The organism is Burkholderia sp. Bp8986, assembly GCF_003854225.1.
Lineage (GTDB): Bacteria > Pseudomonadota > Gammaproteobacteria > Burkholderiales > Burkholderiaceae > Burkholderia.
The window spans coordinates 136,495-161,744 of sequence record NZ_QTQM01000005.1 but is presented as its reverse complement, the minus strand read 5'-3'; the positions used below and the strand labels follow the sequence as shown (position 1 = coordinate 161,744).

The 25,250-nt window shown below is 66.2% G+C and carries 15 protein-coding genes and 2 tRNA genes; 6 read left to right on the top strand and 11 right to left on the bottom strand.

Features of this window, described 5'->3' with window-relative positions; genetic code table 11:
- Positions 1-201 precede the first annotated feature (201 nt).
- The 3 genes from DID99_RS07630 to ltrA form a co-directional block, all read right to left on the bottom strand.
- Positions 202-744, bottom strand: a complete 543-nt coding sequence (locus tag DID99_RS07630) for a GNAT family N-acetyltransferase (protein ID WP_124666448.1) — start codon at positions 742-744, stop codon at positions 202-204.
- Complete coding sequence (gene purL / locus DID99_RS07625) at positions 744-4,808, bottom strand: phosphoribosylformylglycinamidine synthase (RefSeq protein ID WP_124520072.1); 4,065 nt, start codon at positions 4,806-4,808, stop codon at positions 744-746. Before purL ends, DID99_RS07630 begins: the two co-directional genes overlap by 1 nt.
- A gap of 150 nt (positions 4,809-4,958) precedes the next feature.
- Positions 4,959-6,659, bottom strand: coding sequence for a group II intron reverse transcriptase/maturase (gene ltrA / locus DID99_RS07620; protein ID WP_124666447.1), 1,701 nt, complete (start codon positions 6,657-6,659; stop codon positions 4,959-4,961).
- Between the two features lie 1,366 nt (positions 6,660-8,025).
- Here ltrA and DID99_RS07615 point away from each other — a divergent pair.
- The 3 genes from DID99_RS07615 (at position 8,026) to pgi (ending at position 12,657) form a co-directional block, all read left to right on the top strand.
- The gene (locus DID99_RS07615; protein WP_044843669.1) at positions 8,026-9,327 is read left to right on the top strand and encodes an FAD-dependent oxidoreductase; all 1,302 of its coding nucleotides are present in this window, start codon (positions 8,026-8,028) and stop codon (positions 9,325-9,327) included.
- Between the two features lie 50 nt (positions 9,328-9,377).
- Complete coding sequence (locus DID99_RS07610; protein WP_124666446.1) at positions 9,378-10,922, top strand: NAD(P)H-hydrate dehydratase; 1,545 nt, start codon at positions 9,378-9,380, stop codon at positions 10,920-10,922.
- A gap of 112 nt (positions 10,923-11,034) precedes the next feature.
- Positions 11,035-12,657, top strand: coding sequence for a glucose-6-phosphate isomerase (pgi, locus tag DID99_RS07605; protein WP_124520066.1), 1,623 nt, complete (start codon positions 11,035-11,037; stop codon positions 12,655-12,657).
- Positions 12,658-12,738: 81 nt separating this feature from the next.
- On the opposite strand, the gene DID99_RS07600 is transcribed toward pgi, so the two are convergent.
- On the bottom strand, positions 12,739-13,440 hold the full coding sequence (locus DID99_RS07600) for an ABC transporter ATP-binding protein (protein ID WP_044843672.1): 702 nt from the start codon (positions 13,438-13,440) through the stop codon (positions 12,739-12,741).
- On the opposite strand from DID99_RS07600, the gene DID99_RS07595 reads away from it, so the two are divergent.
- Complete coding sequence (locus tag DID99_RS07595; RefSeq protein ID WP_124666445.1) at positions 13,439-14,113, top strand: arylesterase; 675 nt, start codon at positions 13,439-13,441, stop codon at positions 14,111-14,113. The two genes, DID99_RS07600 and DID99_RS07595, sit on opposite strands and share 2 nt — an antisense overlap.
- A gap of 112 nt (positions 14,114-14,225) precedes the next feature.
- On the opposite strand, the gene DID99_RS07590 is transcribed toward DID99_RS07595, so the two are convergent.
- From DID99_RS07590 to tig, 7 genes are all read right to left on the bottom strand, one after another.
- Complete coding sequence (locus tag DID99_RS07590; protein ID WP_124666444.1) at positions 14,226-16,160, bottom strand: SurA N-terminal domain-containing protein; 1,935 nt, start codon at positions 16,158-16,160, stop codon at positions 14,226-14,228.
- A 320-nt stretch (positions 16,161-16,480) separates the two neighbouring features.
- A tRNA-Asp gene (locus tag DID99_RS07580) sits at positions 16,481-16,557 on the bottom strand.
- A 23-nt stretch (positions 16,558-16,580) separates the two neighbouring features.
- A tRNA-Val gene (locus tag DID99_RS07575) sits at positions 16,581-16,656 on the bottom strand.
- A gap of 205 nt (positions 16,657-16,861) precedes the next feature.
- Entirely contained in the window at positions 16,862-19,285 is a 2,424-nt protein-coding gene (gene lon / locus DID99_RS07570) for an endopeptidase La (RefSeq protein ID WP_044843675.1), read from the bottom strand.
- A gap of 197 nt (positions 19,286-19,482) precedes the next feature.
- The gene (clpX, locus tag DID99_RS07565) at positions 19,483-20,754 is read right to left on the bottom strand and encodes an ATP-dependent Clp protease ATP-binding subunit ClpX (protein WP_006754177.1); all 1,272 of its coding nucleotides are present in this window, start codon (positions 20,752-20,754) and stop codon (positions 19,483-19,485) included.
- A 164-nt stretch (positions 20,755-20,918) separates the two neighbouring features.
- Positions 20,919-21,572 (bottom strand): ATP-dependent Clp endopeptidase proteolytic subunit ClpP, encoded by a 654-nt coding sequence (clpP, locus tag DID99_RS07560; RefSeq protein WP_006496351.1) that lies wholly within the window; start codon positions 21,570-21,572, stop codon positions 20,919-20,921.
- Between the two features lie 140 nt (positions 21,573-21,712).
- On the bottom strand, positions 21,713-23,059 hold the full coding sequence (gene tig, locus DID99_RS07555) for a trigger factor (RefSeq protein WP_124570164.1): 1,347 nt from the start codon (positions 23,057-23,059) through the stop codon (positions 21,713-21,715).
- A gap of 387 nt (positions 23,060-23,446) precedes the next feature.
- Between tig and DID99_RS07550 the strand changes: the two genes are divergently transcribed.
- Positions 23,447-24,592 carry a glycerate kinase gene (locus tag DID99_RS07550; protein ID WP_124666443.1) on the top strand — a complete coding sequence of 382 codons (1,146 nt, stop codon included), beginning with the start codon at positions 23,447-23,449 and terminating at the stop codon, positions 24,590-24,592.
- A gap of 62 nt (positions 24,593-24,654) precedes the next feature.
- Positions 24,655-25,104: a MarR family winged helix-turn-helix transcriptional regulator gene (locus tag DID99_RS07545; RefSeq protein ID WP_124666442.1), complete on the top strand. Its 450-nt coding sequence runs from the start codon at positions 24,655-24,657 to the stop codon at positions 25,102-25,104.
- Positions 25,105-25,250: the final 146 nt, after the last annotated feature.

Sequence of the window (25,250 nt, the reverse complement as noted above, 5' to 3'; positions counted from 1 at the left end):
CCGTAGCAAGGGCGGACGATCCGCTGCGTGTGCCGGATCACTGAAACGCGATTGGCCGGCGCGATTGCGCCGGTCGGCGGGCGGGACAGGAAGAATGGATGACGAAAACGGCGCTACGCAAAGAAAAAGCCGCGTCGAAGCGGCTTTTCAGTTCATTCGGTCGAGTCCGGCGAGATCGCACACGGCCAGCGCACCGAACCGTTACACCGGATGGAACACGTCGTGATAGCGGACGTCGCCCGATGGCCGCGGCGCGGTGTCGTCGAACGCCAATGCGAGGAAATGCTCGGGCGGCGCATCCACGAACACGAGATCGCCGGACGGCACGAAACCGAAACGCGCGTAGTACCCGGGATCACCGAGCACGACGCAGCCGCGCGCGCCGAGCCGGCGCAACGCGTCGAGCCCCGCACGCACGAGCCCCGCGCCGATGCTCTGGCGCCGGCATTCGGGCAGTACCGCGAGCGGCGCGAGCCCGTACCACTGCTGGCTGCCTGCCGGCTCGCCGCCGATCGAGATCGGCGAGAACGCGACATGACCGATCACACGCTCGTCGCGCTCCGCGACGAGCGACACGCCGAGCGCGCCATCCGCGCGCAACGCGTCGACGATCCGCCGCTCGAACGCGCCGTGCTGCGGCGCGTCCGCGAACGCGGCCACGATCACGCGACCGATCTCCTCGACGTCGCTCGCGCGCTCATCGCGCAGCGTGACGATCTCGACCGGCGCGTGCGGATCGAACATCAGCCGATCCAGCGGCGTGCGTTGCGGAACACGCGCATCCACGGGCTCGCCTCGCCCCAGCCTTCCGGATGCCAGCTCATCGTGACCGTGCGGTGCACGCGCTCCATGTGCGGCATCAGCACCGAGAAGCGGCCGTCGGCCGTCGTGACCGACGTGATGCCGGCCGGCGACCCGTTCGGGTTGAACGGATAACGCTCGGTCGCTTCGCCGCGGTGGTCGACGTAGCGCATCGCGACCGCGACGCGATCGATGTCGCCTTGCTGCGAGAAGTCCGCATAGCCTTCGCCGTGCGCGACCGCCACCGGAATCCGCGAGCCTTCCATCCCCGCGAAGAAGATCGACGGCGACTTCTCCACTTCGACGAACGAGAAGCGCGCCTCGAACTGCTCGGACTTGTTGCGCGTGAACTTCGGCCACGCTTCGGCGCCCGGGATCATCGATGCGAGGCTCGACAGCATCTGGCAGCCGTTGCAGATGCCGAGCGCGAACGTGTCGGGGCGCGCGAAGAAAGCCGAGAACATGTCGGCGAGATTCGCGTTGAAGCGGATCGTCTTCGCCCAGCCTTCGCCCGCGCCCAGCACGTCGCCGTACGAGAAGCCGCCGCATGCCACCGCGCCCGCGAAATCGGCGAGCGTCGCGCGGCCGGCCAGCAGGTCGCTCATGTGCACGTCGTGCGCGTCGAAGCCCGCACGGTCGAATGCGTATGCCGTTTCGAGGTGCGAGTTCACGCCCTGCTCGCGCAGGATCGCGACGCGCGGGCGCGCGCCCGTCGCGATGAAGGGTGCTGCGATGTCGTCGGCCGGATCGAACGTGAGCACCGGCGAGATGCCCGGGTCCGCCGCATCGAGCAGCGCGTCGTATTCGGCGTCCGCGCAGGCGGGGTTGTCGCGCAGGCGCGCGATGCGCCAGCTCACTTCACCCCATGCGCGATGGAGTTCCGCGCGCGGCGCGTCGAACACCTTCTTCGCGTCGCGGTACACCTCGATCACGTCGCGATCGTTGACCGTGCCGATCACGTGCGAGCACGCCGACAGGCCGAACTCGCGCAGCGCGCCGAGCACCGCGTCGCGATCGGCCGCGCGCACCTGCACGACGGCACCGAGTTCTTCCGAGAACAGCGCGCGCAGCGTGCGATCCTCGCGACGGCCGCTCGTCTGCTTCGCCCAGTCCTTCGCGTCGCCGTAGTCGGATTCGTGATTCGGGTCGAGGGTCAGCATGTCGACGTTCAGCGACACGCCCGCGTGACCCGCGAACGCCATTTCGCACACCGTCGCCCACAGGCCGCCGTCCGAGCGGTCGTGGTACGCGAGCAGCTTGCCTTGCGCGTTGAGCGACTGGATCGCGTTGAAGAAGCGCTTCAGGTCTTCCGGATCGTCCACGTCCGGCGTCGTGTCACCGACCTGCTGCGTGACCTGCGCGAAGATGCTGCCGCCCATGCGGTTCTTGCCGCGGCCGAGATCGATCGCGATCAGCACGCTGTCGCCTGCGTCGGCGATGCGGCGCAGTTGCGGTGTCAGGTGACGGCGCACGTCTTCGACCGGCGCGAACGCGGAGATGATCAGCGACACCGGCGACACGACTTCCTTCGCGACGCCCTGCTCGTCCCACTTGGTCTTCATCGACAACGAGTCCTTGCCGACCGGGATGCCGATCCCGAGCGCCGGGCACAGCTCCATGCCGATCGCCTTGACCGTGTCGAACAGCGCGGCGTCCTCGCCGGCCGTGCCGCACGCGGCCATCCAGTTCGCCGACAGCTTCAGCTTGTCGAGCGACGCGATCGGCGCGCTCGCGATGTTCGTGATCGCCTCGCCGACCGCCATGCGGCCCGAGGCCGGCGCGTCGATCACCGCGAGCGGCGTGCGCTCGGCCATCGTCATCGCCTCGCCCTTGAAGCCCGCGTAGTCGAGCGCGGTCACCGCGCAGTCGGCCACCGGCACCTGCCACGGGCCGACCATCTGGTCGCGCACCGACGTGCCGCCGACCGAACGGTCGCCGATCGTGATCAGGAACGACTTGCTGCCGACCGTCGGGTGCTTCAGCACGTCGACCGCGATTTCCGACAGCGCGACGCCCGTCACGTCGACCGGCGCGCGCTCGGTCGCGACACGCGTGACGTCGCGGTGCATGCGCGGCGGCTTGCCGAGCAGCACTTCCATCGGCATGTCGACCGGGTATTCCTCGACGCCCGTCGCTTCGTCGTCGACGAGCTTCAGCTGGCGTTCGTCGGTCGCGATACCGACCACCGCGAACGGGCAGCGCTCGCGTGCGCAGATCGCCTCGAAGCGCGGCAGGTCGGCCGGCGCGATCGCCAGCACGTAGCGCTCCTGCGCCTCGTTCGACCAGATTTCGCGCGGCGACAGGCCCGATTCCTCGAGCGCGACCTTGCGCAGTTCGAAGCGTGCGCCCTTGCCCGCGCCGTCGACGATCTCGGGGAACGCGTTCGACAGGCCGCCCGCGCCGACGTCGTGGATGCTCAGGATCGGGTTTTCCGCGCCGAGCTGCCAGCAGCCGTTGATCACTTCCTGCGCGCGCCGCTCGATTTCCGGATTGCCGCGCTGCACCGAGTCGAAGTCGAGTTCGGCCGTGTTCGCGCCGGTCGCCATCGAGCTCGCCGCGCCGCCGCCCATGCCGATCCGCATGCCGGGGCCGCCGATCTGGATCAGCAGCGAGCCGGCCGGCACGTCGTGCTTGTGCGTGTGCTGATCCGCGATGTTGCCGAGGCCGCCCGCGATCATGATCGGCTTGTGATAGCCGTGCACCTTCCCGCCGACGTTCTGCTCGTACACGCGGAAATAGCCGCCGAGGTTCGGGCGGCCGAATTCGTTGTTGAACGCGGCGCCGCCGAGCGGGCCGTCGATCATGATCTGCAGCGGCGACGCGATGCGGTCCGGACGGCCATACGGGCCGTGCTGCTCGTTCGGGTTGCGCTCGGCGACCGGCTGCGCCGCGTCGCGTGCGTTCTCCCACGACTGGCGTGCGTCCGGCAGGTCGAGGTTCGACACCGTGAAGCCCGTGAGGCCGGCCTTCGGACGCGCACCGCGGCCCGTCGCGCCTTCGTCGCGGATCTCGCCGCCCGCGCCGGTCGCCGCGCCCGGGAACGGCGAGATCGCCGTCGGGTGGTTGTGCGTCTCGACCTTCATCAGCGTGTGCGTGAGCTCGGTGTGGCGCCCGTAGCGCTCGCCCGGCTCGCCGGCCGCGCCTGCGTTGCGCGGGAACCAGCGCTCGGCTTCGGCGCCGACCATGATCGACGAGTTGTCCGAATACGCGACGATCGTGCCTTGCGGACTCAGCTTCTCGGTGTTGCGGATCATCGCGAACAGCGACATGTCCTGCGCTTCGCCGTCGATCGTCCAGTTCGCGTTGAAGATCTTGTGGCGGCAGTGCTCGCTGTTCGCCTGCGCGAACATCATCAGCTCGACGTCGGTCGGGTTGCGTTCGAGCTTGCGGAACGCATCGACCAGGTAGTCGATCTCGTCGTCGGCGAGCGCGAGGCCCAGCTCGACGTTCGCGCGCTCGAGCGCGGCGCGGCCGACGCCCAGCACGTCGACGGTCGCGAGCGGCTTGGCCGGCAGCTCGTCGAACAGATGCTTCGCGTCGTCGCGCGCGGCAACCACGCTTTCGGTCATCCGGTCATGCAGCGCGGCTGCCACCGCGGCGCGCGCGTCGTCGGACAGCGCCTTCTTGCCGCCGAGCAGGCCCGACTTCAGCGTGACCGTGAATTCGACGCCGCGCTCGATGCGGCGCACCTGCGTGAGGCCGCAGTGCTGCGCGATGTCGGTCGCCTTGCTCGCCCACGGCGAAACGGTGCCGAAGCGCGGCAGCACGACGAAGGTCTCGGTCGTGCCCTTCTCGGCCGCCGGCTCGAACGGCGCGCCGTAGTGCATCAGCGCGTCGATGCGGGCGCTGTCGTCGGCCGACAGCGGCTCGGCCGCATTGACGAAGTGCAGGAACTGGCCGCGTACCGCGACGATGTTGGCGTCGATTTGCCTGAGCGTGTCGAGCAGACGGGTTTGACGGAAATCGGAGAGGGCCGAAGCGCCGGGAAAACACGAGAAGTGAGCCATGGGCTGGACTGACGTCGATGAGTCGCGCGAGGTGGCGACGTGGGGCGAAAGGTAGGGTAGCCCCCCTTCCTTGCGGAAGAAGGGCCCCCTAAGAACCGTACGTGCGAGTTTCCCCGCATACGGCTCAAGCCTACAAGAGCAAAATCTGGCCTACGGCCAGACCGGCTTAGTTACTGCAATTTTACCGGCGTGCACCTGCCGATGACAGTCCGGATGAAGCAAAACCCGGTTGGAGAGAGAGTCCGATCCGCCATGCATCCGATATTCCAGATGATGGTCGTGCCAGCCTGTCTCGTCCGTCAGGGCGCAGCCACAATGCGCACAGCAGCCGCTTTGTGACATATACAGCGAGGCCCATTGCCTCCGGTAGCGCATTGAGTTCCACATACGCTCCTGCCGCAACTCTTCGCTGTACTGCTCCATCATGGGATCGAAGGGATTGAAGTCCCCCCTCACCTTCTTGTGTCTCCTGATTTCCGTACCGCTAAGTTGGTACATCTCCAGAAGACCCTTACTGCCGTCTTCGCGCACTGTGGGCGCAGCGAACACCCAATTGCGGTTTCCAACCGTGTGAAAGTACTTCCTCTTCACCCAGTCTTTACCTTTGTTCGGATGCCGCCGTTTCGACCACCGCCAGAGCCTCTTAATCACTAGATGCTCCATGCGGGTGTACGCCTGCTTGGCAACTACGGGGCTGTGATACTGCGCCCATCCTCGTAGCATCGGGTTCAGCAGAAGGATCATGCTCTCCTGCTTTGCCGCCTTGTTACCGCTGATTGTTTCCTCAACCTTGCGATAGAACGTCTGTACGTTCTTCTTGCTCGGTTTGATGAGTAGCGTTCCCGCGTACTTCCGGAAATTCCACCCCAGGAAATCGAAGCCGTCGTTGATATGGACGATCCGCGTCTTTTCCTCGGAGAGTTGCAGTCCTCGTTGTGCGAGGAAGGCTTCTACCCAAGGTTTGACATCGCTCTCTAGCACCTCTTGCGAAGTGCCGGTGATCACGAAGTCGTCTGCGTACCGCACCACTCTCACCTTCAGCCTCTTGGCCCGGACGATCCCAAACGTGGCGTTCAGATGCCCCGCGAGTTCTCGCTCCAACCCATTCAGCGTCACATTGGCCAACGTCGGGGAAATGATGCCTCCCTGCGGCGTACCGGCCTCAGTCGCCTGTAGCTGCCCCTTGTAAATCAGGCCAGCCTTCAACCACTTCCGGAGAATTCCCTTGTCCATTGGGACATGGTTCACCAGCCAGTCGTGATTGATGTAGTCAAAGCAGCCTTTGATGTCTGCCTCCAAGACCCATTCGGCCGAAGCCTTCTGTGCCAAGGAGACAAACAACTGCGACATCGCATCAGCCGTCGAGCGATTGATCCGAAACCCATATGAGTTCGGGTCGCTCGTCGATTCAGACACGGGCTCCAAAGCCAACAAGTACAAGGCTTGCATCGCCCGGTCTCGCATGGTCGGTATACCCAGAGGGCGTAACTTTCCATTGGCCTTGGGGATAAAGACTCTCCGTAATGGCAGAGGCTTGTATCCACGCCGCTTCAACTTGCCGACAGCTTCCCATCGGCTCTCAGGCGTATCCCACAGTTCGCGATCGACTCCAGCCGTTCGCGCACCTTGGTTTTGCGTAACACGTCGTACCGCATACAACTTCGCGGACAACGTGCGGGTCAGCATCCTTTGCAAGGCTTTCACCCTGCGCCAGTCACCTTCCCGCGTCGCCTTCGCAATTCGAATCTGCATCCCTCTCACGTTCCGTTCCACGCGACGCCAATCGACGTCGTGCCAATGGTCCGGCGCATGGGAAAGCGCAGACCCACCCTTACGGGCAGATACTTTCATGCTGCTCTCCTGCTCAAAGAAGTGAATCCCTTCGCGGAAAGCAACACGCCCCTTGCGGGAGCGTTTTGCTCCCACAAGGGAAAAGAACAACACTGATGACTAAGAAGCCACCAGCACTCACTGATTCAGCTTGAGGGTTAGTCAGCCGTCTTGCGACGGTAGACCAGACGGAAGTCTGCCCACTTTCGCGTGGGGTGATGTCTCAACCCCTATCCGAGCCATTACAACCCGGCATTCGCTTTTTCCGTCCTCCCATACCCGCACGGCCAACAGCGTTCCTCACGGTTCGCCTGCCAGCGCTCACGCGCTGGCAGCAGTACGGGCTTACCACGTTCCCGGCGTGTCACACGACTGGTTTAGGTCCTGCCTCTTCCCCGGCGGTCCGATGACGACGTAACCCGAACCTTCAGCGGGTTATCCGACCGCGCACCTTTTGGTCGATGCCTAACAGCAGCTTTGGCACCACAATTATTACGAGGTTTATCAGCAGTTCACTTACGTTGACCCTGCCAGTCAGCCTAGCTCCTCGATCCGATTGCTGCTCCGAATCTCCACGTGGAGATCTCACGATCTCCACGCGCCCGATACATCCGGGGGCTTCATTGTCGGGAGAGCTTCACACCCCACCGTTACCAGCGACGCATGTCTCCCTAGGCTACTGCTGGTCGTACAACAGGTTCACTATCTCCCGACCACTGAGAGATTGAACAATGACACACCGAGCTTTCGCTCGTCTCAAGCTTCGAAACCCCAAGCCACAAGTGTCTGGGGGAATTGCAAACACCACCCCGCCCAATCGGCGGAGGTGAAGCCGCTGACTGGGCGGGGCCTGATGGTAATCAGGTCAATGCAATGCGATGTCCGGCTGAATGCAGCACACCGAACATCGCCTGTGGCGACACCCGGAGTACCCAACCGGGTTCGCTTCGTTACAAGAAGTGCAAAGACTGCCGGGCTTCATGAGGCCCACATTGCACTGTTCGCGGCTGGTAAGGCTCGTACTGACGCCTCCTTAACACCGCTAGTCGATGTCCCTTACGTTGGGACTACCCGGACACGAGCGTGCGTGTCGCACGAAGGCCGTAATTATACCCGGAAGTCGGTCATCCCAGACCGGCTGATCGGCACCCTGATCGGCACCCGTCACGCACCGCGACGGTGCACCGGCATCCACGGCGCCCGGCCGGCCGCCGGGCCGGCGTGCGCGGCCGCGGTGGCCTGTGACCGCAAGACGGCGGAATCGGATGGGGTTGCGTGGCACCGGTTCGCGCGATTTTGGCGCTATCATTCCCGGTTCACCGGGCCGGGGGCCCGTCAGCGAATTCTCACCGGGCGGCGTGCGCGCCGCCCGTCATCGAAGCAATCCATGGATGTCATCGTCATCGGCGGCGGAATCAGCGGCGTCGCCACCGCCTACCAGCTGCGCGCGGCCGGCCATCGCGTGTGCGTGGTCGAACGCCACGCGACCGTCGCGCAGGGCGCGACCTACGGCGACGGCGGCACGCTGCTGCCGAGCCCGCTCGACGTCTGGTTCGGCCCGACCTTCATGCGCCAGCGCCAGCCGCGCGACACCGGCATCGTCTACAAGCCGGGCTTCAACGGCGGCGTGCGCCGCTTCGTCAAGCAGCTCGCCGCGCTGCGCGAACCCGATGCATTCACCGCGCAGTATGCACGGCTGCGCCCGCTGATCGACGCATCGCGCGAGTCGCTCGCCGACATCGAGGCGCGCTTCCAGCTCGAATTCGAGCAGAAAGCCGGGATCCTGCACGTCGTGCGCGACCCGCGCGACTGGGAAGCGCTGCAGCCGGCGCTCGACTTGCTGCGCGCGCTCGACCAGCCGTACCGCGTGCTCACCGCCGACGAATGCGCGGCGCTCGAGCCGTCGGTGCCGGCCGAGCCCGGCTTCGCCGGCGGCGTGCTGCTCGAGAGCGAGCGCACCGGAAACTGCCCGCTGTTCGCGAAACTGGTCAAGCAGACGCTCGACGAGCACGGCGTGCAGTTCCGCTTCGGCGCGGACGTCGCGGCGATCCGCGTCGACACCGGCCGCGCCGCGATCGAGCTCGCACCGGCCGGCGGCCGGCACGCGAAGAAGGCGCACGAGGTCGACGTGATGGCGGCCGACGCGATCGTGGTCGCTGCCGGCGCCGGCAGCCTGCCGCTGCTGGAGCGGCTCGGCTGGCGGCTGCCGCTGCACCCGGTCCGCGCGCATACGCTGACCGCGCCGGTCGCGTACGAAGAACATGCGCCGCACCTGAGCGTCGTCGATTCGATCAAGCGGATCTCGATCACGCGCACCCACCAGCGGCTGCGCATCGGCGGCGGCGCCGTGCTGCAAAGCCTCGCCGACACCGCGAAGCCGCTCCCCGAGCCGCTGTCCGAAGCCGCCCTCGCGCTGCTCGGCCAGGCCGTCCACGACTGGGTGCCGGGCGCCGCGAAGATTTCCGCCGCGCTGTCGTGGCAAGGCACGCAACTGCTGTCGCCGGACGGCCTGCCGGTCGTCGGTCCGACCCCGCATCCGCGCGTGTTCGTCAATTTCGGTCACGGCCCGGCCGGTTGGGGCCTCGCGTGCGGGTCTGCTAAAGTGGTGACAGACTGTCTGGCCGGCGACACGCAGCAGTGGCCCGCCGACACGCTCGCCGCGCTCAGCGCCGCGCGCTTCACGACCTGACCGCCGCGGGCCCGTCCCGGGGCGCTTCCTCCCGCCGCCATGACCCCGCGATGACGAATACCCGCCCGCTTCCCGATTCCGTCCCGCTCGCGCTGCTGCGCGTCGCCGACCTGCGCGCGGCCGAGGCCGCCGCGACCGCCGAACTGCCGCCGCACACGCTGATGGGCCGCGCGGGCGCCGCCGCCGCGCGCTGGCTGTCCGAACGGGTCGCCGGCGACGATCGCCCGGTCTGGTTCGCGGTCGGCCCCGGCAACAACGGCGGCGACGCGCTGGTGGCCGCCGCGCAGCTGCAGCAGCTCGGTGTCGCGACGCAGGCCTGGATGCCCGTGCCGGTCAAGCCGGACGATGCGCAATGGGCGCTCGGCCTCGCGCGCGCGGCCGGCGTGCCGCTGTCGACCGAACCACCCGCCTCGCTCGACGATTACGCATGGGTCGTCGACGGACTGTTCGGCATCGGCCTCGGTCGCGCGCTCGACGGTCCGTTCGCCACCCAGGCCGCGCGCATCGCCGCGCATGCCCGACGCGGCGGCCGCGTGCTCGCGCTCGACGTGCCGAGCGGACTGGACAGCGACACGGGCCGGATCGTCGGCGCGGGCGTCGCGGTCGCCGCGACCCACACGCTCACCTTCATCGGCGCGAAACCGGGCCTTTACACCGGTGACGGCCGCGACCTCGCCGGCCAGATCGACATCGCGTCGCTCGACGTCGCCCCACCCGCCGCGCCGGCCATCGTGCTGAATGCACCGGCACGATTCGCCGCCGCATTGCCCGCCCGCGCGTTCGCGTCGCACAAGGGCACGTTCGGCAGCCTCGCGGTGCTCGGCGGCGACACGGGCATGTGCGGCGCGCCGATCCTCGCCGCGCGCGCCGCGCTGTTCGCGGGCGCCGGCAAGGTGCATGTCGGTTTTCTCGGCGCCGGCGCGCCGCCGTACGACCCGCCGTTTCCCGAACTGATGCTGCATCCCGCGGACGGCCTCGACCTCGACGCGATGTCCGCGATCGCGGCAGGCTGCGGCCTCGGCACGCGCGAGGCCGCAGCCACCCTCGTGCGCGACGTGCTCGCGCACGATGCCGTGACGCTGCTCGACGCCGACGCGCTGAACCTCGTCGCGACGCACGCCGACCTCGCGGCCGCCGTGGCCGCCCGCGGCACACGCGGCAATGCGTGCGTGCTGACACCGCATCCGCTCGAGGCAGCGCGGCTGCTCGGCAGCGACACGGCGTCGGTGCAGCACGATCGACTGGCCGCGGCCCAGGCGCTCGCCACGCGTTACGCGAGCGTCGTCGTACTGAAGGGTTCGGGCACGGTGATCGCCGCGCCCGACGGCCGCCTGACGATCAACCCGACCGGCAATGCGGCGCTCGCCACCGGCGGCACCGGCGACGTGCTCGGCGGCCTGATCGGCGCGTTGCTCGCGCAACGCGTCGCGCCGTACGAAGCCGCACTCGCGGGCGTCTACCTGCATGGCCTCGCGGCCGATACGCTGACCGCGCACGGCACCGGGCCGGCCGGCCTCACCGCGGGCGAACTCGCGCCGATGGTGCGCACGCTGATCAATCGCCTTTTTTACCCGTCGCCGCGCGCCGACATGTAACGCCGCTATACTGAGTGCCCCCGCCGCACGGCGGGCCCGCTCGTCCGCCGGCCTTCCGATCCCGAGGCGCCGGCGCGGCATTCCTCCCGATTCACGCTTCACTCGAACCGCCATGACGCTGAATTCGCTCCCCGCCTGGACTGCCCTTCAATCCCACTTCGAACAAATCCGCCATGCACGGCTGCGCGACTGGTTCGCGCCGGAAAACGACCGCGCGCCCACCCGCGCCGAACGCTTCACGGTCCCGGGCGGCGGCCTTGCGGCCGACTTCTCGAAGAACCGCATCAACGACGACACGCTGCGCCTGCTCGTGCAGCTGGCCCGCGAAGCGGGCGTCGAAGCGCGCCGCGACGCGATGTTCGCCGGCGAGATCGTCAATCCGACCGAAGGCCGCGCCGCATTGCACACCGCGCTGCGCGCGACGGACCCGCACGCGCCGTTCCATGCGCAGGTCAACGCCGAGCGCGCGAAGATGGCGACCTTCGCGCGCGCCGTGCGCAGCGGCGCGTGGACCGGCTATACCGGCAAGCGCATCCGCCACGTGATCAACATCGGCATCGGCGGCTCGGATCTCGGGCCGAAGATGGTCGTGCACGCGCTGCACCATGTCGCGACGCCCGACATCTCGACGCACTTCGTGTCGAACGTCGACGGCGCCGATCTCGCGCGCGTGCTCGAACAGGTCGACCCGGAAGAAACGCTCGCGATCATCGTGTCGAAGACCTTCACGACGCTCGAGACGATGACGAACGCACGCTCGCTGCGCGACTGGTTCGTCGCGCGCGGCTGCCCCGAGGACGCGCTCGCGAAGCACTTCGTCGGCGTGTCGGCGAACCCGGCCGAAGTCGTGAAGTTCGGCATCGCCGCGGACAACGTGTTCGAAATGTGGGACTGGGTCGGTGGCCGCTATTCGCTGTGGTCGGCGGTCGGCCTGTCGATCATGATCGCGGTCGGGCCCGAGCAGTTCGACGAACTGCTCGCCGGCGCGAACGACATGGATCGCCATTTCCGTGAAGCGCCGCTCGAGCGCAACCTGCCGGTGCTGCTCGGCCTGATCGGCATCTGGTATCGCAACTTCTTCGGCTCGCAGAGCTACCTCGTCGCGCCGTATTCGGAAGCGCTGCACTACCTGCCGTCGTATCTCCAGCAGCTCGAGATGGAAAGCAACGGCAAGTCCGCGCGTCTCGACGGCACGTTCGTCGATTACCCGACGTCGGCCGTCACGTGGGGCGAGCCGGGCACCAACGGCCAGCACGCGTTTTTCCAGATGCTGCACCAGGGCCCGACGATCGTGCCGATCGACTTCATCGCGGTGCTGACGCCCGAGCATCCGCTCGCGAGCCATCATCCGAAGCTGCTCGCGAACTGCTTCGCGCAAAGTGAAGCACTGATGCTCGGCCGCACGCTCGACGAGGCGCGCCAGGTCGCCGGCCCCGGCAAGGAAGCGCTCGCGCCGCACCTGACGTTCCCCGGCAACCGCCCGACGACGACGCTGCTGGTGGACGCGCTGACGCCGCGCACGCTCGGCGCGCTGATCGCGCTCTACGAGCACAAGGTGCTGGTGCAGGCGACGGTGTGGGACATCAATCCGTTCGACCAGTGGGGCGTGGAGCTCGGCAAGATTCTCGGCAAGGTCGTCGAAGCGGACCTGTCGGCCGAGTCGGTCGATCCCGCGAAGCACGATTCGTCGACGACCGCGCTGATCGAGCGCGCGCGGGCAGCACTCAAGCGCTGACGCGACGGCGTCGAACGCATGCCGGCCGCACCGCGCGATCCACCTGGTACCTGGCGCGGCCGGCAAAAATCCGGTCCCGCGCTATGCCGCGTGCGGTGCGACGATGCGTCCGGCGTCGATGGTGACCATCGTCGCGCAGCGCCGCGCGAGCTCGGGATCGTGCGTGACGAGCACGAGCGTCGCACCGTGCGTGCGATTCAGCTCGAACATCAGGTCGATGACCGCGTGGCCCGTGGCCGCATCGAGGCTGCCGGTCGGTTCGTCGGCGAACAGGATCGCCGGATGCGTGACGAACGCGCGCGCGAGCGCGACGCGCTGCTGCTCGCCGCCCGACAGCAGTTTCGGATAATGCGCGGTACGCTCGCCGAGACCGACCTGCACGAGCAGCGCGCGGGCACGATCGGCCGCGTCGCGCGCACTGATGCCGCCCTGCAGTTCGAGCGGCAGCATCACGTTCTCGAGCGCCGTCAGGTGCGGCATCAACTGGAACGACTGGAACACGAACCCGACCGCGCCGTTGCGCAGCGCGGCACGCTCGTCCTCGTCAAGCTGGTCGAGCGCGCGGCCAAGCAGGCGAACCGTGCCGCTCGTCGCGCTGTCCAACCCGGCAAGCAGGCCGAGCAGCGTCGATTTGCCCGACCCCGATGCGCCGACGATCGCGAGGCTGCTGCCGGGCCGCACGGCGAGCGTGATGCCGTCGAGGATCGTCAGCTCGCCCGTTGCATCGGCAACCCGCTTGCACACGTCATGGACTTCGATGATCGGATCGGTAATCTTGAACATGGACACGACATTCCGCTGGAAAAGGCGCGCGGCACTCGCCGCACTGCTGGGAACCCTGGCCGCAACAAGCATGCCCGCACGCGCCGCGACGGCGGCGGCCCCGACCTCGGGCCAGCCCGCGCTCGTCGTGCTCGGCGACAGCCTGTCGGCCGAATACGGGCTGCCGCGCGACACCGGCTGGGTTGCGCTGCTGCGGCAACGGCTCGCGACCGAGCGAATCGATTATAGCGTCGCGAATGCAAGCGTCAGCGGCGACACCACGAGCGGCGGCCGCGCACGGCTGCCCGCGGTGCTGCAACGGCTCAAGCCGTCGATCGTGGTCGTCGAGCTCGGCTCGAACGATGCGCTGCGCGGCGTGCCGCTCGCGACGACCGAGCAGAACCTGCGCGACATCATCGCCGATGCGCGGCAGGCGCGCGCGAAGGTCGTGCTGGTCGGCATGTACGTGCCGCCCAACTACGGCCCCGACTACACGCAGAAGTTCCATGCGGTCTATACGCGCCTGTCGAAGGAACTCGGCGTACCGCTCGTGCCGTTCCTGCTGGCCGGCATCGAGAACAAGCCCGAGATGTTCCAGCCGGACCAGATGCATCCCGCGCAGCAGGCGCAGGGCATCCTGCTCGACAACGTCTGGACGGCGTTGAAACCGCTGCTCGGCAAGCCGCGCGGCTGACCTCGCGACTCGCCACCGCCGCAATGCAAAAAGCCCCGCTTCGAGCGGGGCTTCTTGTTGCTGCATGCGAAACCGTGAACGGCGCTTCGCTTGGTTGGCGCTGGGTCGTGGCTTAGTTGCCGCCGTCCTGCGACTGGCTCTGCGTGGTGCCGTACACCTTCACCTTCGAGCGGTCGCGCAGCGCGGCGAGATATGCTTCACCTTCGCTTTGCGCTTCGACCTGCGCCATCTGCTGCTGCGCGGCCGCGAGCTGTTGCGGATCGACGGCCGTACCCGCGATCACCGTGTTCACGCGATAGATCGCATAGCCGTCCGCACCGAGGTCGACACCGACGTACGCCGGCAGCGTCTTCGCATCGACCTTGTAGACGGCGCTCAGCGCGGCCGGCGTCAGGCCCTGCGACTGCGTGCGCGACACCTTCTGTGCGGCCGCGAAGCCGTCGGCCGACTTCGACTTCTGCAGCTCGGCCAGCTTCGCCGCACCGTCCTTCTTCGCGAGTTCCGCAGCCTGCTCGGCAACGACCTTCTGACGCACGACGTCCTTGATCGCGTCGAGCGCGGGCACGGCAGCCGGCTTGTAGTCGGTCACGCGCGCCGAGATCAGCGTGTTGTTGCCCACGTCGATCGCCTGCGTGTTGTTCTGGCTCTTCACCGAATCGTTCGCGAACACGGCAGCGAGGAACTTCGGATTGTTCAGCGGGCTCGTCGGCGGCAGTTGCGGATTCGGCGTCGGCGTGACGGTGGCCGTCTGGATCGTCAGCTTGTACTTGTCGGCGGCCGGCTGCAGCGTCTTCGCCTTTTCATACACGGTCGACGTGAAGCCTTCCGCGTTGTCCGTGAATGCCTTCGCTGCGTACTGCTGCTTCAGGTCGATTGCGATCTGGTCCTTCACGTCCGCGAACGGCTTGACCACCGACGGCTTCACTTCCGTCGCCTTCAGGATGTGGAAGCCGAGATCCGATTGCACGACACCGCTCACGTCGCCCTGCTTCAGCGCGAACGCCGCATCGTCGAACGCCTTGCCGCCCGCCGTCGAGCCGCGCGTGATGAAGCCGAGATCGCCGCCCTTCGCAGCCGACGGCGCATCCTGCGAGCTCTTCTGCGCGATCTGCGCGAACTGGTCCGGATGCGCCTTCACGTCCGCCAGCAACTGCTCGGCCTTCGCCTTCGCGGCTGCCTTGTCGGCCGCGCTCGCGCTGCTCGCCGCTGCGATGAAGATGTGGCTCACGCGCACCTGCGCTTCCGAGCGGAAGTGCGTCGGGTTGTCGTCATAGAACTTCTTGATGTCCGCCTCGGTCGGCTGCGCGCTCGCGGCAGCGGCGGCCGGCGAATAGACGAGATACTGGATCGTCGCGGTTTCCGGCGTCGCGAAGCTTTGCTTGTGCGCGTCGTAGTACGCGGCGAGCTGTGCGTCGGTCGGCTGTACCTTCGCCGCGTAGTCGCTCGTCTTCAGCAGCAGCGCCTGCACTTCGCGCTGCTGCGCGGCCAGCTCCGACAGGCGTTGCGCCGGGCCCTTCGGCGTGAACGCGCTCGCGATGATGCTCGCCGGAATCTGCTGCAGCGCGAGGCTGTAGCGCACGCGCTCCTGATACTGCTCGGGCGTCATCCCCCGGAACGACAGCAGCTGCGCGTAGCGTTCGACGTCGATCGAACCGTCGGGCTTCTTCAGCGACGCGATCATCGGGTCGCTCATCAGCGCATCGCGCACGGCGTTGTCGGATGCGGTCAGGTGCAGGCGTTGCGTCTCGTCGGCCAGCACGCGTTGCTGGATCAGGCCGTCGAGTACTTGCTTGCGATGTTCGGGCGTGTCGAACGCCTTGATGTCGAACTGCCCGCCGAGCGCCTGGCGCGCCTGGTCGACCTGCTGACGGAACGCGCCGTCGAATTCGACCCGCGTGATCTTGTGCCCGTTGATCGCCGCGACGTTCGCGCTGTCGTCGAAGAAGCCGCGGAAACCTTGGATCCCGACGAAACCCAGCCCCGGCAACACGATCAGGAGCAGGAGCGCCATCATCAGGCGCTGGTGATTACGGAAGAAATCGAGCATGCGTGACGGGAAAATTGGACAAAACGTCCGATATTACAACATACGGGGTGGCACGGGAGAAAAGCAGGTGCGCAACGCGCGGGCGTGAGCGACGATGCAAATGAAAAAGCCCGCACGAGGCGGGCTTCTTCATCTTCTGGCGGAGCGGACGGGACTCGCCTACATCCTGCAGGCCGCGGCTGCGCGTGCAAGCGCAGCCCTTCGCGTCCCGCCGGAAGCCGCGCAGGCGGCTTCCTCCACTCCGCAGTCACGGGCCCGCGAGCGGGCGCGATCAACGACGCAAAAGAAAAATCCCGCACGAGGCGGGCTTTTTCATTTTCTGGCGGAGCGGACGGGACTCGAACCCGCGACCCCCGGCGTGACAGGCCGGTATTCTAACCGACTGAACTACCGCTCCTTGGTCTGGCTGAATCGTGAAACTGGTGGGTGCTGAGGGGTTCGAACCCCCGACCTACGCCTTGTAAGGGCGCCGCTCTACCAGCTGAGCTAAGCACCCGTTTCCGATTCGTTCTGGCTGCGATCTGCGTTTCGGCATCAACAACCAGCGAGCCCGCAAGTTTAATTCATCCCCGATCATTTTGCCAAGCCCATGCGCAAAAATTTTTAACGCGCGACGCTACACACGATCCCGACGCGCATAAAAAAACCCGCGGACTCGCCGCGGGTTTCGCGAACCACCGTCAGCGACGGCGTTCAGGTTCTCAGTGCTTCACGACTTCCGTCGAACCGGCATCCTTGGCCGCCTCGCCGACCGGTGCCGCAGCCTTCGCCTCTTCTTCCGGCGGCAGCGGGGTCGGCGTACGTTCGAGCGCGAGCTCGAGCACCTTGTCGATCCAGCGGACCGGCACGATCTCGATCGCGTTCTTCACGTTGTCCGGAATGTCCGCGAGATCCTTCACGTTCTCTTCCGGGATCAGCACGAGCTTGATGCCGCCGCGATGCGCAGCCAGCAGCTTTTCCTTCAGCCCGCCGATCGGCAGCACTTCGCCACGCAGCGTGATCTCGCCCGTCATCGCGACATCGGCACGCACGGGAATGCCCGTCAGCACCGACACCAGCGCGGTCGTCATCGCACCGCCGGCGGACGGACCGTCCTTCGGCGTCGCGCCTTCCGGCACGTGGATGTGGATGTCCTGCTTCTCGAACGCTTCGTCCTTGATGCCCAGACGCCGCGAACGCGAGCGCACGACCGAACGTGCGGCCTCGACCGACTCCTTCATCACGTCGCCGAGCGAACCCGTGCGAATCACGTTGCCCTTGCCCGGCATCACCGCGGCTTCGATCGTCAGCAGGTCGCCGCCGACTTCCGTCCACGCGAGGCCCGTCACCTGACCGACCTGGTTTTCCTTCGCCGCGAGGCCGAAGTCGTACTTGCGCACGCCGAGGAACGTATCGAGGTTCTCGCCGTCGACCTTGATCGCGCCCGATGCCTTCTTCAGCAGCAGCATCTTCACGACCTTGCGGCAGATCTTCGACACTTCCCGCTCGAGCGAACGCACACCGGCTTCGCGCGTGTAGTAGCGGATGATGTCGCGGATCGCCTGCTCGGTGACCTCGATCTCGCCGTCCTTCAGACCGTTGTTCTTCTTCTGCTTCGGCAGCAGGTAACGCTGCGCGATGCTGACCTTCTCGTCTTCCGTGTAGCCCGACAGACGAATCACTTCCATCCGGTCGAGCAGCGGCGGCGGGATGTTCAGCGAGTTCGACGTCGCGACGAACATCACGTCCGACAGGTCGAAGTCGACCTCGATGTAGTGGTCGGCGAACGTGTGGTTCTGTTCCGGATCGAGCACTTCGAGCAGCGCCGACGACGGATCGCCGCGGAAATCCATGCCCATCTTGTCGACTTCGTCGAGCAGGAAGAGCGGATTGCGCACGCCGACCTTCGCGAGGCTCTGCAGGATCTTGCCCGGCATCGAGCCGATGTACGTGCGGCGGTGACCGCGGATCTCGGCTTCGTCACGCACGCCGCCGAGCGCCATCCGGACGAACTTGCGGTTCGTCGCGCGAGCGATCGACTGGCCGAGCGAGGTCTTGCCGACGCCCGGAGGCCCGACGAGGCACAGGATCGGCGCCTTGACCTTGTCCACGCGCTGTTGCACCGCGAGGTACTCGAGAATGCGTTCCTTCACCTTCTCGAGGCCGAAGTGATCCTCGTCGAGCACCTGCTCGGCGTTCGACAGATCGTTGTTGACCTTGCTCTTCTTGCGCCACGGCAGGCCGATCAGCGTGTCGATGTAGTTGCGCACGACGGTCGCTTCCGCCGACATCGGCGACATCAGCTTCAGCTTCTTGAGCTCGGCGTCGGCCTTCTTCTTCGCTTCCTTCGGCATGCGCGCGGCGTTGATGCGCTTCTCGAGTTCCTCGAGATCCGCGCCCTCTTCGCCTTCGCCCAGTTCCTTCTGGATCGCCTTGACCTGTTCGTTCAGGTAGTACTCGCGCTGGCTCTTTTCCATCTGGCGCTTCACGCGCCCGCGGATGCGCTTCTCGACCTGCAGGATGTCGATCTCGGCTTCGAGCTGCGCGAGCAGGTGCTCGAGGCGCTCGATGACCGGGAACATCTCGAGGATGTGCTGCTTCTGGTCGAGCTTCAGCGGCAGACGCTCGGCGATCATGTCCGCGAGACGGCCGGCTTCGTCGATGCCGGACAGCGACGTGAGAATCTCCGGCGGGATCTTCTTGTTCAGCTTCACGTACTGGTCGAACTGCGACACGATCGCGCGGCGCAGCGCTTCCGTTTCAGCGCTGTCGGCGTGATCGGGCTCGAGCGGCATCACTTCGCAGGAGAACTGCGTCTCCTGTTCTTCGATCGACAACGCCTTCGCGCGCTGCAGGCCCTCGACGAGCACCTTCACGGTGCCGTCCGGCAGCTTCAGCATCTGCAGGATGTTGGCGATACAGCCGACCTCGTACATGTCCTTTTCGGTCGGTTCGTCCTTGGCCGCGGTTTTCTGGGCGACGAGCATGATGTGCTTGCCGCCTTCCATCGCTGCTTCAAGGGCCTTGATCGATTTCGGCCGGCCCACGAAGAGCGGAATGACCATGTGCGGGAAAACGACGACGTCCCGCAGCGGCAGCAGCGGGAGCGTGATGCGTTCCGGCGGGAGAAGTTGGGTGCCTGACATTTCATTTCCCCATGAGTGGAATCAATTGTTCGGTAATTGAGGCCGCCACAACGAATTGCAAGCCTTCAAGTGCGGGAAATATTCGGTAAGAAAGTAACCACCGCGTGTCGAGTCAGAGTTACCCACAAGATAAACGAAAAAAAGCCGCCCACGATCTCATGAACGGCCTTTTTCGCAGAACATCGTCGGCAAGCCGGTCAGTTCGAACCCGCCACCTTCGGCGTGTCCTCATAGATCAGCAGGGGTTTGCCGTCGCCATCGATCACGTTCTCGTCGATGATGACCTTGCTGACCCCTTTCATCGCCGGCAGCTCGTACATCACGTCGAGCAGCGCCTGTTCGATGATCGAACGCAAGCCGCGTGCGCCGGTCTTGCGGCGGATCGCCTTGCGGGCGACTGCCTGCAACGCGCCCGGCCGGATTTCCAGCTCGACGCGCTCCATCGCGAACAGCTTGTGATACTGCTTGACGAGCGCGTTCTTCGGCTCGACCAGGATCTTCATCAGCGCGGCTTCATCGAGCTTGCCGAGCGTCGCGACCACCGGCAGACGGCCGATCAATTCGGGGATCAGACCGAATTTGATCAGGTCTTCCGGCTCCGTTTCGCGCAGCACTTCGCCCGCGTCGCGTTCCTGCTTGCTCTTGACCGTCGCGCCGAAGCCGATGCCCGTCTTTTCGGTACGATCGGTGATCACCTTCTCGAGACCGTCGAACGCGCCGCCGCAGATGAACAGGATGTTGGTCGTATCGACCTGGATGAAATCCTGGTTCGGATGCTTGCGGCCGCCCTGCGGCGGCACCGACGCCATCGTGCCCTCGACGAGCTTCAGCAGCGCCTGCTGGACGCCCTCGCCCGACACGTCGCGCGTGATCGACGGGTTGTCCGACTTGCGGCTGATCTTGTCGATTTCGTCGATGTAGACGATCCCGCGCTGGGCCTTGTCGACCTCGTAGTTGCAGTTCTGCAACAGCTTCTGGATGATGTTCTCGACGTCCTCGCCGACGTAGCCGGCTTCGGTCAGCGTCGTCGCATCGGCGATCACGAACGGCACGTTCAGCAACCGCGCGAGCGTCTGCGCGAGCAGCGTCTTGCCGGAGCCCGTCGGGCCGATCAGCAGGATGTTGCTCTTCGACAGCTCGACGTCGTCCTTCTTGTCGAGATGCTTCAGGCGCTTGTAGTGGTTGTACACGGCCACCGCGAGGATCTTCTTCGCACGCTCCTGGCCGATCACGTACTGATCGAGGATGTCGCGAATTTCCTGCGGGCTCGGCAGATCCGACCGGGACAGGCTGGCCTCGACGCCGGCGGCAGCCGCCTCGTCGCGAATGATCTCGTTGCAGAGGTCGATGCACTCATCGCAGATGAATACCGACGGGCCCGCGATGAGTTTCTTCACCTCATGCTGGCTCTTCCCGCAAAACGAGCAATACAACAGCTTCTCGCTGTTCGAACCTTTTTTGTCCGCCATGAATGTAGAGCCTCCGGACAGGTAGATGACATGATACGCCGAATGCTCCGAACGCCGCGCCTAGGGCGCGACCGGAGTCGGCTGGATGCGCTTGCCGCAGATGCTCAGGGCACTCGGGACGTTGCAGGGGCGCCGCGCAAATCGGGGCGGCACCCCACTTAAGCTCACGGGCGCTTCAGCAGCACCTGATCGATCAGCCCGTAAGCCTTCGCGTCCTCGCTCGACATGAAGTTATCACGGTCGGTGTCGCGCGCGATGCGCTCCACGTCCTGGCCCGTATGCTGCGCGAGCAGGTTGTTCAGCCGTTCCTTCAGGTAGAGGATCTCGCGTGCCTGGATCTCGATGTCGGACGCCTGGCCGCGTGCGCCGCCGAGCGGCTGGTGAATCATCACGCGCGAGTTCGGCAGCGCGAAGCGCTTGCCCTTCGCGCCCGACGCGAGCAGGAATGCGCCCATGCTGGCCGCGAGACCCATGCACAGCGTCGACACGTCCGGCTTGATGAACTGCATCGTGTCGTAGATCGCCATGCCGGCCGACACCGAGCCGCCCGGGCTGTTGATGTAGAGGCTGATGTCCTTGTCGGGATTCTCGCTCTCGAGGAACAGCAATTGCGCGACCACGAGGTTGGCGGTCTGGTCGTTCACTTCGCCGACCATGAACACCAGGCGCTCCTTCAGGAGACGCGAATAGATATCGTACGAACGCTCGCCGCGGCCGCTCGTTTCGACGACGATCGGCACCAGCCCCAGCGCTTGCGCCTCGAAACCCTGCGGCGCGTTCGAAGCAAGCATGTCCAGCAATTCAGCGCGAGTGATCATTCAATGAACCTTGTTCGAATGGAAAATTGAACGGAGGGAAGCCGCCCGCTCAATCGCCATATTAATGGCAACCGTGCGCTTGACGTAAAAACGGCGTGCGGGCCGTCGCTCCGACAGCCGGCACGCCGCTAGAGCAACACTTACGCTTGCGCCGATGCGCTCGCGAGTGCCTCGAAGCTCACTTCCTTGTCCGTCACCTTTGCCTTGCCCAGCACGAAGTCGACGACGTTGCTTTCAACGACGAACGCTTCCATCTCGGCGAGGCGCTGCTGGTTCGAATAATACCAGCGGACCACTTCCTTCGGGTCTTCGTAGCTCTTCGCGAACTCGTCGACTTCCGCGCGGATCTGTTCCGGCTTCGCTTCGAGGCCGTTCGACTTCACGAGCTCGGCCAGCACGAGGCCCAGCTTCACGCGACGCTCCGCCTGCTCGGCGAACATCTCGGCCGGGATCGGTGCGTCCTTCGCGTTCGGCACGCCGCGCTGCGCCAGATCCTGGCGAGCCATTTCGACGAGACGTTGCTGGTCTTGTTCGATCAGGGCCTTCGGCACGTCGAGTTCGGAAATCTTCAGCAGCGCGTCCATCACCTGGTTCTTGACGATGGCTTGCGTGCGACGCTTCGCTTCGCGCTCGAGGTTTTCCTTGATTTCGGCGCGCATCTTCGTCAGGTCGCCGTCTTCGATGCCGAGCGACTTCGCGAATTCGGCGTCGATTTCCGGCAGGTGCGGCCATTCGATCTTCTTCATCGTGACCGTGAATTGCGCCGTCTTGCCCGCCACGTCCTTGCCGTGGTAGTCGTCCGGGAACTTCAGCTCGAACGTGCGCTGTTCGCCGGCCTTCAGGCCGAGCGCCGCCGTTTCGAATTCCGGCAGCATGCGGCCTTCGCCGAGCACGAACGGGAAGTCTTCGGCCGTGCCGCCCTGGAACGCGACGTCGTCGATCTTGCCGACGAAGTCGACCGTCACGCGGTCGCCGTTCTTCGCTGCGGTGTCCGCACCGCCGTCGCCGTGCTCGCCGGCTTCGCCGCGAGCGTGGTAGTGCACGCGCTGCTTGCGCAGGATGTCCAGCGTGCGGTCGATTTCGGCGTCGCCGATCGACGTCGTCGAGCGCTCGACTTCAGCCGTCGCCAGATCGCCGATCTTCACTTCCGGGTAGACCTCGAACGTCGCGTCGAACGCGTACGCATCTTCAGCCTGTTCCTGCTTCGGCTCGAAGCTCGGCTGGCCGGCGACGCGCAGGTTTTCCGCGCGGCTGATCGTGAAGAATTCCTGGCCGATCTTGTCGCTCAGCACTTCCGCCTCGACCTGACCCGAGTATTGCTGGGCGACCATCTTCAGCGGCACCTTGCCCGGGCGGAAACCCGGCATGCGAACGTTCTTCGCGAGTTTCTGGATACGGGCGTCGATTTCCTTCTGCACGGTGTCCTTCGGCAGGGAAATCGTCACGCGGCGTTCAAGCTTGCCGAGGTTCTCAACAACGTTAGCCATGGCTTCAATCGTCCTAAAATTATTCGAGCGAATCGGGTTTTCCTTGCCGTGCCTGCCTGCGGCATGAGGTGCGTCTCACGCACACGCCGCGCCGGAGCGCCACGCCATCCCTGCACGCGCCGGATGGCTAGCGCAAGCGGCTCGGAGCACGGCTTTGGCCGGAAGAATCGACTATTCTAGCAAACAATCTTCCTCATACCGCCAGATCGGCACGACAACCGTGCGCACCCGCGGTGCCGCCCGCTCCCGCGCGCGGCGATGCGCGCGGATCGCCGCTATGCCGAACGCCGTATCCACCGCGGGCCCGCCATCCTGTAAGCTCCGATTGAAGGTGCGCCGCGGCCGCGGCCGCCATTCTTCACACCAATCACGCCTTCCGGAGACACCATGCCGCAACACCCGTCCGCGCCTGTCGTCGTCATCGCGCCCGATTCGTTCAAAGGCTCGCTTTCCGCCGAGCAGGTCGCGGACGCGATCGCCACTGGCATCCGCCGCGCCCGGCCCGACGCGGTCGTGCGCTGCTGCCCGATGGCCGACGGCGGCGAAGGCACGCTCGACGCGATGCTGGCGGGCGGCGGTACGCGGCGCACGCTGCAGGTGGCCGGCGCGTCGCTCGCCGCACGCGATGCGGCGGTCGGCGTGATCGACGCGCGCACCGCGATCGTCGAGACGGCCGAGATCGTCGGCATTACCGATGCGGTCGGCATGAGCGTCCCGGTCGACGCACGCAGCACGCGCGGCATGGGCGAGGCGATCCGCACGCTGCTCGACGAGGGCGTGCGCCGCTTCTTCGTCGCGCTCGGCGGCAGCAGCACCAACGACGCGGGCGCAGGGTTGCTCGCGGGCCTCGGCCTGCAATGCTTCGACGCGGCCGGCCAGCCGGTCGAACCCGTGCCGGCACGACTCGCCGACATCGCGCAGATCGACGCGGCGGGGCTCGATCCGCGCCTGCAGGACGCGGAATTCATCGGCATGTCCGACGTCGACAACCCACTGACGGGCGCGCATGGCGCAACCGCGGTGTTCGGTCCGCAAAAGGGCGTGACGCCCGCGCAGGTCGCGACCCTCGACGCCGCGCTCGGCCATTTCGCCGACCTGCTCGAGACCGCGCTCGACCGGCGCTGCCGCGACCTGGCCGGTGCCGGCGCCGCGGGCGGCCTCGGCTTCGCGCTGCACATGCTCGGCGCGCAGTTCGAAGCCGGCGCGGAAGTCGTCGCGCGGCAGGTCGGGCTCGATGCGGCACTGGCCGGCGCCGACTGGCTGATCACCGGCGAAGGCCGCTCCGACGTGCAGACGCTGCACGGCAAGGCGCCGTTCATCGCGTGCCGCCACGCGCGGGTCGCGGGCGTGCCCGCGTCGCTGCTGTCGGGCGCGGTCGACCCGGCCGCGCTGCCGCGCCTGTCCGAACACTTTTCCGGCTGCTTCTCGCCGGCGCCCGGCCCGATCACGCTCGACGTCGCGATCCGCGACGCGGCGAACCTGCTCGCGAACGAAGCGGAACAGTTGACACGGCTGAAGTACGGCGCACACTGACCGTTGACCCGAGCGCGCGATACAGGAACAATCGGGCCCGCCCTTTTTCTTCAGGATTCGACATGAAAGGCCGACAAGCCGGGCTCGACCAGTTTCTGACCTATCGCCTCCATGCGCTCGCGAAGCGATCCGACCGCGGGATCGCCGACGTGTACCGGCACAAGCTGGACATCTCGCTGCCCGAGGCGCGCGTGATCGCCGCCGTCGGCGCCTTCGGTCCGTTTTCGATCATGGATCTCGCGCGCCACACCAATCTCGACAAGAGCCAGGCGAGCCGCGCGGCGGAAGCGCTGCTGCGCCAGGGGCTGCTCGAGCGAAGCGCGAGCGAGGAGGATGGCCGGATCGTGCTGATCGCGCTGACCACCGACGGCCGCGCGCTGCATCGCAAGATCATGCCGATCGTGCGCAAGTGGAATGAAGGCTTGCTCGCGTGCCTGTCCGACAGCGAGCGCCAGACGTTCGAGCGGCTGCTCGACAAGGTGGTCGCGAGCGCGATCGAACGCGACAACTGAACCGCTTGGCGGGCGTAGTCGGCGCCGCCCCTATCGCGAAGGTGCGGCATGGGCTGCAATCGCTGCGGCCGCGCACATGTTTCAGGCGCGCTCCCGCACCTGCCGCTTTACCCGGATTTTCTCGGATGAATCCCGCGGGCCGCCCG